Below are 13,283 nucleotides of genomic sequence, written 5' to 3'. Positions count from 1 at the left end.
GGCCATTGCAAGCGCCAGACCCGCATCCTTGAGGGGCTGCTGTGCCAAAACGTCGTTGGCCGCCCGCCAGCCGATTTGGCAGAGTTTCCCTTTAGTACGCCTTACGAGAAACGCATCGAGCGGTGTATGTTGGTGCTGAAACGTTTTTCCAGAAGACGGCTATCCACTTGAAATACCCATGAAGCGTCACGGGTCAGAGGCACCGGCATGATCGAACTCGAACAAGAAGATCCTATCCCGCAAGGCGATCTCGCCCTGCAAATCACCGCACTCCCGCGTGAAACCAACGGTTTCGGCGACATCTTCGGCGGCTGGCTGGTCGCACAGATGGACCTGGCCGGCACGGCCATGGCAAGCAAGGTTGCCGGTGGCCGCGTGGCGACCGTCGCCATTGACCGCATGGCATTCCTGGTGCCGGTGGCTGTCGGCGCGCAATTGTCCTTCTATACCCAGGCCCTGGAAATCGGCCGCAGCTCGATCCAGATGATGGTCGAAGTGTGGAGCGACGACCCATTGTCCAGCGAATGGCGCAAGGTGACCGAGGCAGTGTTTGTGTTCGTGGCCATCGACGGCAGCGGTCGCACCCGCTCGGTTCCGTCGCGGGCGCGTTAAACATCGCGACGTTTTGACGGTCCATTGCCCCATTGTCTGCCATTGAGAGCGCGCGCCCATGTCTACACCCAACGTTGAAACCGTAAAACTGGATGAGCTGAACGCCTGGCGCATCCGCCATGACGGCGCCGAATTGGTGGTGGCCCAGCAAGGTGCGCACATCGTCAGCTACCAGCGCGCCGGCGAGAAGCCGCTGATCTGGCCCAACGACGAAGTGGTGTTCAAGAAAGGCAAAGGCATTCGTACCGGCGTGCCGGTGTGCTGGCCGTGGTTTGGCGTATTTGACCGTAACCCGCAGAGCGTCAAGGCCATGTACCAGGGTGATGAGCCGGCTGGCGCCCATGGTTTCGTGCGGACCGCCGACTGGACGTTGGCGGGCGTTGAAGCGCAAGGCACAGCGCTGCGTGTGGAGCTGGAACTGCCGGTGCCCGAAGGTGGATTCCCGGGCTGGCCCCATCAGGTCGACGTGAAGATGAGCATCCTGCTGGATGATCAACTGCACATCCGCCTGACCAGCCATAACCGTGGCACCGAGACCGTCAGCCTCAGCCAGGCGCTGCACAGCTACTTTGCCGTCAGTGATGTACGCAAGGTGCAGGTCGAAGGGTTGGACGGCCTGACCTATATCGATACCGCCGACGGCTGGACCCACAAGCAGCAATCCGGGCTCCTGCACTTCACCGCCGAGACCGACCGCATCTACCTCGACACGCCGGCGCAACTGAACATTGTCGATAAAGACTGGCAGCGTCGCGTCCAGCTCACCAGCACGGGCTCGCGCTCGACGGTGATCTGGAACCCGTGGACCGAACGTGCCAAGGCCTTCAGCGACATGGCCGACGACGGCTGGCAGGGGATGCTGTGCATCGAGACGGCGAACGTGCTGGACGATGCGGTGACACTGGCACCGGGTCAAAGCCATACCCTGGGTGTGAGCATCAGCGGTATCGCCCTGTAAAACCCAATCAAATGTGGGAGCTGGCTTGCCAGCTCCCACATTTTGAATTGCGTCGCGGCTTACAAGTCCGACTCTTTGACTGCCCGTACCTTCCCCGCATCCAGCGCATAGGCCGCATCGGCCAGGTCGTTGTTGACCTTCTCCACCTTCAGCGTGCCCGTGACCCACAGCGGCGTGTAGATATCATCCAGCTTCAACCCCTTGGGATAACGCACCAGCACCAACTGGTTGGGCGGCGGTGGCGGCACGTGGATGCACGCGCCCGGGTAAGGCACCAGGAAGAACAGCGTGCTGCGACCCTTGGCGTCGGTTTCCAGCGGCACAGGGTAGCCGCCGATGCGAATGTTCTTGCCGTTCATCGCGGCCACGGTCTTGGTGGAATACATCACCGCCGGCAAGCCCTTGCTCTGCTTCAGGCCACCCTTTGCGGTGAAGGTGCCTTGGGCTTCCGGGGAGTTGTGGTCGATTTCGGGCATTTCTTCGAGGGCTTTCTGGTCCGACTTGGGCATCAGTTCCAGCCAGTCGGTTTCCGGCAGTTCGCCAGCGTGCGCCAGGCCACAGCCCAGCAAAAGAAGAGTCAACAGAAGACGGCGCATGGAGAGGCTCGGCAAGGAATACAGTGCCGGCATTCTAGCCCTCTGCGCCTGCGCAGCGCAGAGGGCCTGGTCGCTAAATTACTTCTTTTTCAGCAGACCGTAGATCACCAGCAGTACCACGGCACCTACCAGCGCGCCGATGAAGCCTGCACCCTGGCCAGCCTGATAGATGCCCAGCGCCTGGCCACCATAGGTCGCAACCAGCGAACCGGCGATACCCAGCAGGATGGTCATGATCCAGCCCATGCTGTCGTCGCCTGGTTTCAGGAAACGCGCCAGCAGGCCGACGATCAGGCCGATAAAGATGGTTCCAATGATGCCCATGGCATTTCCCTCTGAATTGAGTGTGCGTAAGCCAAAGCCTAGTCAGACTTTGGCGTCCTGCAATCAGAGAGACGACGGTCACCAATGGTTCCCGTCGGACTCGGCTTATTGCTCGGCGATCAACGCCTCAACCTTGAGGATCTGCGCTTGCAGCGTCGCGTGGTCCTTGCAGCGCAGGTTGGCGTGGCCGACCTTGCGCCCGGCCTTGAAGGCCTTGCCGTAGTGATGCAGATGGCAGTCGTCGATGGCGATCACGCGCTCAACCGGCGGCACCACGCCGATAAAGTTGAGCATGGCGCTCTCGCCGACCTTGGCCGTGGAGCCCAATGGCAAGCCCGCTACCGCCCGCAGGTGGTTTTCGAACTGGCTGCACTCGGCGCCTTCGGTGGTCCAGTGCCCGGAGTTGTGCACTCGCGGAGCGATTTCGTTGGCCTTGAGGCCGCCGTCGACTTCAAAGAACTCGAACGCCATCACGCCGACGTAATCCAGCTGCTTGAGCACGCGGCTCGAATAATCTTCGGCCAGGGCTTGCAGCGGGTGGTCGGTGCTGGCCACGGACAGCTTGAGGATGCCGCTGTCGTGGGTGTTATGCACCAGCGGGTAGAAGCGGGTTTCGCCATCCCGGGCACGCACGGCGATCAGCGAGACTTCACCGGTGAACGGCACGAAGCCTTCCAGCAGGCAGGCGACGCTGCCAAGCTCGGCGAAGGTACCGACCACATCGGCAGCGGTGCGCAGGACTTTCTGGCCCTTGCCGTCATAACCCAGTGTGCGGGTTTTCAGCACGGCCGGCAGGCCGATGGAGGCGACTGCAGCGTCCAGGTCGGCCTGGGACTGGATGTCGGCGAAGGCCGGCGTCGGGATGCCCAGGTCCTTGAACATGCTCTTCTCGAACCAGCGGTCGCGAGCGATGCGCAAGGCTTCGGCGCTCGGGTACACCGGCACGAACTGCGACAGGAAGGCCACGGTTTCGGCCGGGACGCTTTCGAACTCGAAGGTCACCAGGTCGACTTCATCGGCCAGTTGGCGCAGGTGGTCCGGGTCGCTGTAGTCAGCCCGCAGGTGTTCACCCAGCGCAGCCGCGCAGGCGTCTGGCGCCGGGTCCAGGAAAGCGAAGTTCATCCCCAGCGGCGTACCCGCCAGGGCCAGCATGCGGCCCAGTTGGCCGCCACCGATTACACCGATTTTCATCAATCAACAACCTCAGGCAATGCGTGGGTCTGGATTGTCCAGGACGCTGTCTGTCTGCTCAGCACGGAATTTTTTCAGCACCGCGTGGAACTGCGGGTGCTTGGCGCCGAGGATGCTGGCAGACAGCAATGCTGCGTTGATCGCGCCGGCCTTGCCGATCGCCAGGGTAGCCACCGGAATACCGGCGGGCATCTGCACGATGGACAACAGCGAATCCACGCCCGAGAGCATCGACGACTGCACCGGTACGCCCAGCACGGGCAGGTGAGTCTTGGCGGCACACATGCCAGGCAGGTGAGCGGCACCGCCGGCACCGGCGATAATCACCTCGATACCACGGGATTCTGCTTCATCGGCATACTGGAACAGCAAATCCGGCGTGCGGTGGGCGGAAACCACCTTCACTTCGTAGGGAATGCCGAGTTTTTCCAGCATATCGGCGGTGTGGCTAAGGGTGGACCAATCGGACTTGGAGCCCATGATCACGCCAACCAATGCACTCATCGTCGTGCCTCTTCTCTCTGGGCGCCCGCAGGCGCGTCAAAAAACAACAAGCCACGCGGGAAATCCGGCGTGGCTTGGTGTACGAATTAAGGCCGGTTGGACCGGCCGAAGGCCGCGCAGTATACCGTAATAACGCAGATAAACAGCCCCTGGAATGACCATCTGTCCAGTGGCGCAAAGTAGCGGTTTTATTGACTTCCAGGTCAGCGAAAACACCGCAAAACCCTGTAGGAGCTGGCTTGCCTGCGATAGCGGTGAATCAGCCAACATTTCAGGCGCTGACCCACCGCAATCGCAGGCAAGCCAGCTCCCACCTTTGACCTGTGTTGGCTCAGGTATTCTGCGCCGCTCCACCTTCCAGCTTGCGCCACAACAACCGCACGTTCGCCTTGCGCACCAGGGCGCAGCGGTACAAACGAATCTCCAGCGGCACATGCCATTGCGCACCGCCGCACACCACCAGTTCGCCCCGCGCCAGCTCCGCCCGCACACTCAACTGCGGCACCCAGGCAATGCCCAGGCCTTCGAGGGCCATGCTTTTCAGGCTGTCGGCCATGGCGGTTTCGTAAATCGTGGTGAAGCGCAGCGCTCGCTGGCGCAGCAACAGGTTTACCGAACGCCCGAGAAACGCGCCGGCACTGTAGGCCAGCAGCGGCACGCTGCCCTCGCCTTCCAGGTCGAACAGCGGCTTGCCGTCAGCATCGGCGGCGCACACCGGGAGCATCTCGGTGTTGCCCAGGTGCAGCGACGGGAAAATCTCCGGGTCCATCTGCATCGCGGCGTCCGGGTCGTAGAACGCCAGCATCAAGTCACAACCGCCTTCGCGCAGCGCGTGCACCGCGTCGCCGACGTTAGTGGCGACCAACCGGGTGGCGATGTTCAGTCCTTCATTGCGCAGTTGCGCGATCCAGCGTGGGAAAAAGCCCAGCGCCAGGGAGTGGGCCGCCGCCACCTGCATGACTTCGCCCTGCCCGCCTTCCAGGTGATGCAAGTGCCGCAGCACTTCGCCGAGCTGCTCGACCACGGTACGCGCGGTGACCAGGAACAACTGCCCCGCCGCCGTCAGTTCGACCGGAGTGCGCGAGCGATTGACCAGGGTCAGGCCAAGCGCGGCCTCCAGGCTGCGGATGCGCCGACTGAACGCCGGCTGGGTGACAAAGCGCCGCTCAGCCGCCTGGGAGAAGCTGCGAGTAGCAGCCAGGGCGCTAAAGTCTTCCAGCCATTTGCTTTCAAGGTTCATCACATCCTCCCGGGGCACGCACCATTTTGGCACACACGTCCGCCATGGTAACGGGGTCACACCGACATTATGCCGTTTATGCATAGGCCAGTGTTTAACAGCATTGGCCCAAAACTTCCCGCAAGCCTAGCATTCACAGCGTTCCGGCCTAGCCCGGGTCCCTATCGAGATGATTTCCGTCATGTCCTCCGCTGCATCTTTCCGCACAGAAAAAGACCTGCTTGGCGTACTCGAAGTACCTGCTCAAGCGTATTACGGCATCCAGACCCTGCGAGCGGTGAACAACTTCCGCCTCTCGGGCGTTCCGATTTCGCATTACCCGAAATTGGTGGTCGGCCTGGCAATGGTCAAGCAAGCGGCCGCTGACGCCAACCGCGAGTTGGGCCAGCTCAGCGAAGCCAAGCACGCTGCCATCAGCGAAGCCTGTGCCCGTCTGATCCGCGGCGATTTCCACGAAGAGTTCGTGGTGGACATGATTCAAGGCGGCGCTGGCACTTCAACCAACATGAATGCCAACGAAGTCATCGCCAACATCGCGTTGGAGGCCATGGGCCACAACAAGGGCGAATACCAGTACCTGCACCCCAACAACGACGTGAACATGGCGCAGTCGACCAACGACGCCTACCCGACCGCGATCCGCCTGGGTCTGCTGCTGGGCCACGACGCCCTGCTGGCCAGCCTCGACAGCCTGATCCAGTCGTTCGCCGCCAAAGGTGAAGAATTCAGCCACGTCCTGAAGATGGGCCGTACCCAGCTGCAAGACGCCGTGCCGATGACCCTCGGCCAGGAATTCCGCGCCTTCGCCACCACCCTCGGTGAAGACCTGGCCCGCCTGAAAACCCTGGCGCCAGAACTGCTGACCGAAGTGAACCTGGGCGGCACCGCCATCGGTACCGGCATCAACGCCGACCCGCGTTACCAGGCCCTGGCCGTTCAACGCCTGGCCACCATCAGCGGCCAGCCGCTGGTACCGGCTGCCGACCTGATCGAAGCCACCTCCGACATGGGCGCCTTCGTGCTGTTCTCCGGCATGCTCAAGCGTACCGCGGTGAAGCTCTCGAAGATCTGCAACGACCTGCGCCTGCTGTCCAGCGGCCCACGCACCGGCATCAACGAAATCAACCTGCCGGCTCGCCAGCCAGGCAGCTCGATCATGCCCGGCAAGGTCAACCCGGTAATCCCGGAGGCCGTGAACCAGGTGGCGTTCCAGATCATCGGTAACGATCTGGCGCTGACCATCGCGGCCGAAGGCGGCCAGCTGCAACTGAACGTGATGGAGCCGTTGATCGCCTACAAGATCTTCGACTCGATCCGCCTGCTGCAACGCGCCATGGACATGCTGCGCGAGCACTGCATCGTCGGCATCACCGCCAACGAAGCCCGCTGCCGCGAGCTGGTGGAACACTCCATCGGCCTGGTCACCGCTCTGAACCCGTACATCGGCTATGAAAACGCCACCCGCATCGCCCGTATCGCCCTTGAAAGCGGCCGCGGCGTGCTGGAACTGGTGCGCGAAGAAGGCTTGCTCGACGACGCCATGCTCGACGACATCCTGCGCCCCGAAAACATGATTGCCCCACGTTTGGTCCCGTTGAAGGCCTAAGCGTTTGTTGCACCGCTCACCAGGTTGAGGGACTAGACACCTCTCACCTTTTGAGGGCCTGAAGGCTCGTTCTTCAGGCCCTTTTTTTTGCTTGTAGGAGCGAGCTTGCTCGCGAAAAACGCAAGGAGACCGCAATCATCCAGACAGCCAACATCACCGTTAAAGACCTTCGCGAGCAAGCTCGCTCCTACAAACCTTTAATCGCCTCGTGCAGACGGATCACACACTCCTAGGTATAGTGCCGCCCCTCTTCGCGTCAGCGGTCGTCGGTAACGAGACCCTGGGAAGCGCGAAACCGCATGAATAACAACACCCGCAAAAGGATTGGGGCGAAGCGTCGTGCACTGCCTGGTGCCGAGCGATGCGTCGGACCGTCCTGCGTTTGCCATTAGAAAAATCAGCGAGGAACACTCCATGCTAGAAGTCATCAACGACTTCCTCTCAGGGAAAGTATTGATCGTGCTCATTGTCGGGCTCGGTGGTTACTTCACGATCCGCTCGCGTTTCGTTCAGTTGCGTCACTTTTTCCACATGTTTTCGGTGTTCAAAGACAGCCTCAAGAGCAGCTCCGGCCAGCTCAGCTCGTTCCAGGCGCTGATGCTCAGCCTCGCCGGGCGCGTGGGTGCCGGCAACATCGCAGGCGTCGGCATTGCCGTGACCCTGGGTGGCCCGGGCGCCGTATTCTGGATGTGGGTCACCGCACTGGTGGGCATGTCCTCGAGCTTTATCGAATGCTCCCTCGGCCAGCTCTACAAGCGCACCGACGCTGAAGGCACCTACCGTGGCGGCCCGGCTTACTACATTCAGCACGGCCTGCAAAAACGCTGGCTGGGCATGGTCATGGCGTTCCTGCTGCTGGTGACTTTCGGTTTCGCCTTCAACGGCCTGCAAGCCCACGCCGTGACTCACTCGCTGAACAACGCGTTTGGCCTGGACACCACCTACACCGGCCTGGCCCTGGCCGTGCTGCTGGGCCTGGTGTTCATCGGCGGGATCAAGCGTATCGCCTCGATTGCGGACCTGCTGGTACCGGTCAAGACCCTGGTCTACATCGCCGTGACCCTGTACGTGATCGTGCTGCAATTCGACCACGTGCCGGCCATGCTCGCGACCATCGTCAAGAGCGCCTTCGGCCTCGACCAAGCCTTCGGTGGCCTGGTGGGCAGCGCAATCATCATGGGTGTGAAGCGCGGCGTTTTCGCCAACGAAGCCGGTCTGGGCAGTGCGCCTAACGTGGCGGCCGTGGCCTCGGTTGAACACCCGATCGCCCAAGGCGTGGTTCAGGCGTTCAGCGTATTCCTCGACACCTTCGTGATCTGCACCTGCACCGCGCTGCTGATCCTGCTGTCCGGTTTCTACACTCCGGGCTTCGAAGGCGACGGCATTGCCCTGACCCAGAACTCCCTGGCGGCCGTGGTGGGTGACTGGGGCCGGATGTTCATCTCGGTAGCCCTGGCGTTGTTCGTGTTCACCTCGATCATGTACAACTACTACCTCGGCGAGAGCAACCTGCGCTTCATTGTGGGCGACAACCGCAAGGTGTTGATGGGCTACCGCGCGCTGGTGCTGGTGCTGATTTTCTGGGGTTCCATCGAGAACCTCGGCACCGTGTTCGCCTTCGCCGACATCACCATGACCCTGCTGGCGTTCGTCAACCTGTTCGCCCTGGCGTTCCTGTTCAAGATCGCCATGCGCATCCTGAACGACTACGACAACCAGCGCGCTGCGGGCATCAAGACCCCGGTGTTCGATTCCAGCCAGTTCCCGGACCTGGACCTGGACCGCAAGGCCTGGCCGGCCAATCCGGTGAAGCCGGAACCTGCCGCAACAGCCTCGGCAGAACTGAACGCTCAAGCCCAGCGCTAAGCGTCGCAAGCCTAGATAGATGACACGCCGCCCGGCCTTGGGCATGCTCTGGGCCCGGCGGCGTTTTTCGTTCAGGAGATTCTTCGATGTCCCCAGCTACTAACATCATGGTGCTCTACACCGGTGGCACCATCGGCATGCAGGCCAGCGCCAACGGCCTGGCGCCGGCTTCGGGTTTTGAAGCCCGCATGAGCGAAGCCCTCGCCCAACTGGACGTGCCGGCCTGGCGCTTCCAGGAAATGTCCCCGCTGATCGACAGCGCCAACATGACGCCCGCCTACTGGCAGCGCTTGCGTGTGGCGGTGATCGAAGCGGTGGATGCCGGCTGCGACGCCGTGCTGATCCTGCACGGCACCGACACCCTGGCCTACAGTGCGGCGGCCATGAGTTTCCAACTGCTGGGCCTGCCTGTACCGGTGGTGTTTACCGGTTCGATGCTGCCGGCCGGCGTGCCCGACAGCGATGCCTGGGAAAACGTCAGCGGCGCGCTGGTGGCCTTGGGCGAAGGCCTGGTACCGGGCGTGCAGTTGTATTTCCACGGCGTGCTGATGGCCCCAACCCGCTGCGCAAAAATCCGCAGTTTTGGTCGCCATCCGTTTGCCGCGTTGCAGCGTAACGGCGGCGTGGCCCAGGCAGAAATGCTTCCGGCAGCGCTGCATTACCGCCAGGCCAAGGCGCTGGCCAATGTCGGCGTGTTGCCCTTGGTGCCCGGCATTGCCGCCGCGCAGTTAGATGCGCTGATCGACAGCGGCATCCAGGCGCTGGTGCTCGAATGCTTCGGCAGCGGCACCGGGCCGAGCGACAACCCCGAATTCCTCGCCAGCCTCAAGCGGGCGCAGGACAACGGCGTGGTCGTGGTGGCAATCACCCAATGCCATGAAGGCGGCGTGGAGCTGGATGTGTATGAAGCCGGCAGCCGCTTGCGCAGCGTGGGCGTGTTGTCCGGCGGCGGGATGACCCGGGAAGCCGCGTTCGGCAAACTCAACGCACTGCTCGGCGCAGGGCTGGACAGCACCGAAATCCGCCGCCTGGTGGAGCTCGACCTGTGTGGCGAGTTGAGCTGACCGGCATATAACTTGCTCCTCTTCCAGCCATCCCCTGGCTGGAAGCTCCCATGCTGCACTCCCACCTCACGACCCTCAACGCGGTATCGCTGGTGCTCGGCACCTTCAAGGACCAAGGCTTGCCCGGCGATGCCCTGCTCGCCGGAAGCGGCATCTGCCCGGCAGACTTGAGCCGCGCCGACACACGCATCACCACCAACCAGGAGATGCGGGTGTGCGCCAATGCCGTGGCGTTGCAGCGGGATATCGGCCTGGAACTGGGCCGGCGCATGCACGTTTCGTCCTACGGCATGCTCGGCTATGCCCTGCTTACCAGTGCCACCTTCGGTGACGCTTTGCGCCTGGCCCTGCGTTATCCGGCGCTGTTGGGAACACTTTTCGAGCTGAGCCTGGTGGAAGACGGCGAGCGCATCTGGTTCAGCGCCGGCGATTACCGGGAGAACCCGGCGCTGGAAACCTTCAACGTCGAGTTCTGCCTGGTCTCCCTGAAAGTCATCTGCGACGACTTGCTGGGCCATCCGCTGCCATTGCTCGGTGCGCGCTTTGAATACGACGCGCCGGATTATCAGGCGCGCTACCGCGAACGCTTCGACTGCCCGTTGCAGTTTCAAGCCACGGCCAATGCCTTTGCCTTCGACAGACGCTGGCTCGACCAGCCGTTACCACTGGCGGACGCCGTTACCCACCAGGCCATGGCCGAACGTTGCCGCAAGCAGAACCTGGAGTTCACCGGCCGCCAGGCGTGGCTGGGGCGGATCCGCCAAGTGCTCGCTGGCCAATTGCAGGCCGCGCCCGGCCTTGAGGGGTTGGCCCAACAGATGAACTGCTCGGCGCGCACCCTGCGCCGGCACCTGCACGAACAGGGTTGCAGCTACCAGGAACTGCTCGACGAGCTGCGCTTCGAGCGGGCCAAGCAGTTGCTGGGGGAGGACGAGCTGCCGATCTACCGGATTGCCGAAGCGCTGGGTTTCAGCGAGACCGCCAGCTTCCGCCACGCGTTTGTACGCTGGAGCGGCGTGGCGCCGAGCCAATTTCGCGCATGACGCCCCATTGAGGGGCGAATTGCGGTCACACACATTGGCCGTATTTATCCCCTTTTGGCCGCTCCTGCCGTTCTCATAAACCCTGCCCGCCGCAAGACTGCATGCACCGATACAGCCTGCGGAGAACAACAATATGCTGACGATCTATTCAGACGATCACCACCTGCACCACGGCCGCTGCGAGTTGATGGACGGGCAGTTGATGCCCTGCTTTGAAATGCCCTCCCGCGCCGACCATGTGCTGCAACGGGTCAAGGAGCGCGAGCTGGGCCCGGTGCATGTGCCGCAGGACTTCGGCCTGGCGCCGCTGCAACGTATCCACAGCCCGGCCTACCTGGACTTCTTCAAGGGCGCCTGGCAACGCTGGACGGAATTTAACCAGGACGGCGACTTGCTGCCCTACACCTGGCCCGCCCGCACCTTGCGCAAGGTGATTCCCACCAGCCTGCACGGCCAACTTGGCTATTACAGCTTCGACGGCGGCGCGCCGATTACCGCCGGCACCTGGCAAGCCGCCTACAGCGCAGCCCAGGTTGCACTGACCGCCCAACAAGCGATCCAGCAAGGCGCCCGCAGTGCCTTCGCCCTGTGTCGCCCACCCGGGCATCACGCCGCCAGCGACTTGATGGGCGGCTATTGCTACCTCAACAACGCCGCCATCGCCGCCCAGGCGTTTCTCGACCAGGGCCACAAAAAGGTCGCGATTCTTGACGTGGACTACCACCACGGCAACGGCACCCAATCGATCTTCTACGAACGCAGCGACGTGCTGTTCACCTCGATCCACGGCCACCCGGAGGCGGAGTTTCCGTTCTTCCTGGGTTACGCCGATGAGCTGGGGGAAGGCCCGGGCGAAGGATTCAACTTCAACTATCCGCTGCCGGCCGGTTCGGGCTGGGATACCTGGAGTGCGGCGCTGGAACAGGCCTGTGAGGAAATCCAGCGCTATGGCGCCGACATCGTGGTGGTGTCCCTGGGTGTCGACACGTTCAAGGACGACCCGATCTCGCAGTTCAAGCTCGACAGCCCGGACTACCTGGCCATGGGCGCGCGCATCGCCCAACTGGGCAAGCCGACCCTGTTTGTGATGGAAGGCGGCTACGCCGTCGAAGAAATCGGCATCAACGCCGTCAACGTTCTTGAAGGGTTTGAGGGGGCAGCATCATGAACATGCTCAAGCATCTGGTCCTGTGCGCCGCGGTGTTCAGCGGTGTGGCACACGCCGAAGAAACCACCCTGCGGGTTTACAACTGGTTCGACTACATCACCCCCAAGGCCCTGGAAGACTTCAAGGCCCAGAACCCCAAGGTCAAACTGGTCTACGACATCTTCGACACCAACGAAGCCCTGGAAGCCAAGCTGCTGACCGGCAACTCCGGCTATGACGTGGTGGTGCCGTCCAACGTGTTCCTGGCCAAGCAGATCGAAGCCTCGGTGTTCCAACCCCTGGACCGCAGCAAACTACCCAACTGGAACCACCTCGATCCCAAGCTCATGAAGCTGATCGAAGCCAACGACCCCGGCAACAAATTCGCCGTGCCCTACATGTACGGCACCATCCTCATCGGCTTCAACCCGGACAAGGTCAAGGCCGCGCTCGGTGCAAATGCGCCAGTGGACAGCTGGGACCTGATCTTCAACGAAGAGAACATCAGCAAGCTCAAGCAGTGCGGTGTGGCGCTGCTGGATTCGCCGTCGGAGATCCTGCCGCTGGCCTTGCAGCACCTGGGCCTGGACCCCAACAGCAGCAACCCGGCGGACTATGTCAAAGCCGAAGCGCTGCTGATGAAAATCCGCCCGTACATCACCTACTTTCACTCGTCCAAGTACATGGCTGATATTGCCAACGGTGACATCTGCGTGGCCGTCGGTTATTCCGGCAGTTTCTCCCAGGCCGCCAACCGTGCCAAAGAAGCGAAGAACGGCGTGACCGTGGACATGCGCCTGCCCAAGGAAGGCGCGCCGATCTGGTTCGACATGCTCGCGATTCCCAAGGGAGCAAGAGATCCGGAAGACGCTTACACCTTTATCAACTACCTGCTGCAACCGGGCGTGATCGCGCCGATCAGCGACTTTGTCGGTTACCCCAACCCCAACAAGGACGCCACCAGCCTGGTGGACCCGGCGATCCGCAACAACCCCAACCTGTACCCCACCGAGGCGGCGATGGCCACGCTGTATACTTTGAAACCCCTGGGCCGTGATGCCGAGCGCGCACGCACGCGGGCCTGGACCAAGATCAAATCCGGCACCTGACCGGCGCAATGGCGGCACCTGCG

At 62.3% G+C, this 13,283-nt stretch carries 13 protein-coding genes; 8 read left to right on the top strand and 5 right to left on the bottom strand.

The annotated features are described in order from the left end of the window. Nucleotides 1-207 precede the first annotated feature (207 nt). Both HX875_RS14355 and HX875_RS14350 read left to right on the top strand, forming a co-directional pair. Nucleotides 208-612, top strand: coding sequence for an acyl-CoA thioesterase (locus HX875_RS14355; RefSeq protein WP_003176975.1), 405 nt, complete (start codon nucleotides 208-210; stop codon nucleotides 610-612). 58 nt (nucleotides 613-670) lie between these two features. Beyond that, a complete protein-coding gene (locus HX875_RS14350) occupies nucleotides 671-1,570 on the top strand; it encodes a D-hexose-6-phosphate mutarotase (RefSeq protein ID WP_177043674.1) in 900 nt (299 codons plus the stop codon). A 59-nt stretch (nucleotides 1,571-1,629) separates the two neighbouring features. Here the strand turns inward: HX875_RS14350 and HX875_RS14345 are convergent, their stop codons facing one another. The 5 genes from HX875_RS14345 to HX875_RS14325 form a co-directional block, all read right to left on the bottom strand. Then, nucleotides 1,630-2,166: a DUF3299 domain-containing protein gene (locus HX875_RS14345; RefSeq protein ID WP_177043673.1), complete on the bottom strand. Its 537-nt coding sequence runs from the start codon at nucleotides 2,164-2,166 to the stop codon at nucleotides 1,630-1,632. Nucleotides 2,167-2,244: 78 nt separating this feature from the next. Then, nucleotides 2,245-2,490: a GlsB/YeaQ/YmgE family stress response membrane protein gene (locus HX875_RS14340; RefSeq protein ID WP_003213408.1), complete on the bottom strand. Its 246-nt coding sequence runs from the start codon at nucleotides 2,488-2,490 to the stop codon at nucleotides 2,245-2,247. Nucleotides 2,491-2,595: 105 nt separating this feature from the next. After that, nucleotides 2,596-3,681 (bottom strand): 5-(carboxyamino)imidazole ribonucleotide synthase, encoded by a 1,086-nt coding sequence (locus tag HX875_RS14335; protein ID WP_177043672.1) that lies wholly within the window; start codon nucleotides 3,679-3,681, stop codon nucleotides 2,596-2,598. Between the two features lie 12 nt (nucleotides 3,682-3,693). Beyond that, entirely contained in the window at nucleotides 3,694-4,185 is a 492-nt protein-coding gene (gene purE / locus HX875_RS14330) for a 5-(carboxyamino)imidazole ribonucleotide mutase (protein ID WP_003195648.1), read from the bottom strand. A 331-nt stretch (nucleotides 4,186-4,516) separates the two neighbouring features. Next, nucleotides 4,517-5,425 carry a LysR substrate-binding domain-containing protein gene (locus HX875_RS14325; RefSeq protein ID WP_177043671.1) on the bottom strand — a complete coding sequence of 303 codons (909 nt, stop codon included), beginning with the start codon at nucleotides 5,423-5,425 and terminating at the stop codon, nucleotides 4,517-4,519. Nucleotides 5,426-5,606: 181 nt separating this feature from the next. On the opposite strand from HX875_RS14325, the gene aspA reads away from it, so the two are divergent. The 6 genes from aspA (at nucleotide 5,607) to HX875_RS14295 (ending at nucleotide 13,260) form a co-directional block, all read left to right on the top strand. Next, the gene (gene aspA / locus HX875_RS14320) at nucleotides 5,607-7,031 is read left to right on the top strand and encodes an aspartate ammonia-lyase (RefSeq protein ID WP_010168341.1); all 1,425 of its coding nucleotides are present in this window, start codon (nucleotides 5,607-5,609) and stop codon (nucleotides 7,029-7,031) included. Nucleotides 7,032-7,445: 414 nt separating this feature from the next. After that, entirely contained in the window at nucleotides 7,446-8,897 is a 1,452-nt protein-coding gene (locus tag HX875_RS14315) for an alanine/glycine:cation symporter family protein (protein ID WP_177043670.1), read from the top strand. A gap of 86 nt (nucleotides 8,898-8,983) precedes the next feature. Next, complete coding sequence (locus tag HX875_RS14310) at nucleotides 8,984-9,961, top strand: asparaginase (RefSeq protein WP_177043669.1); 978 nt, start codon at nucleotides 8,984-8,986, stop codon at nucleotides 9,959-9,961. Nucleotides 9,962-10,011: 50 nt separating this feature from the next. After that, on the top strand, nucleotides 10,012-11,004 hold the full coding sequence (locus HX875_RS14305; protein ID WP_177043668.1) for an AraC family transcriptional regulator: 993 nt from the start codon (nucleotides 10,012-10,014) through the stop codon (nucleotides 11,002-11,004). A gap of 133 nt (nucleotides 11,005-11,137) precedes the next feature. Beyond that, on the top strand, nucleotides 11,138-12,172 hold the full coding sequence (locus tag HX875_RS14300) for a histone deacetylase family protein (protein WP_177043667.1): 1,035 nt from the start codon (nucleotides 11,138-11,140) through the stop codon (nucleotides 12,170-12,172). Beyond that, nucleotides 12,169-13,260, top strand: coding sequence for a polyamine ABC transporter substrate-binding protein (locus HX875_RS14295; RefSeq protein ID WP_177043666.1), 1,092 nt, complete (start codon nucleotides 12,169-12,171; stop codon nucleotides 13,258-13,260). The genes HX875_RS14300 and HX875_RS14295 overlap by 4 nt, the downstream gene beginning before the upstream one ends. Nucleotides 13,261-13,283 lie beyond the last annotated feature (23 nt).

Source organism: Pseudomonas yamanorum, assembly GCF_013386765.1.
GTDB classification, from domain to species: domain Bacteria; phylum Pseudomonadota; class Gammaproteobacteria; order Pseudomonadales; family Pseudomonadaceae; genus Aquipseudomonas; species Aquipseudomonas yamanorum_A.
Note: the sequence above shows the minus strand (reverse complement) of the source record. Positions and strands in the feature narration are given on the sequence as shown.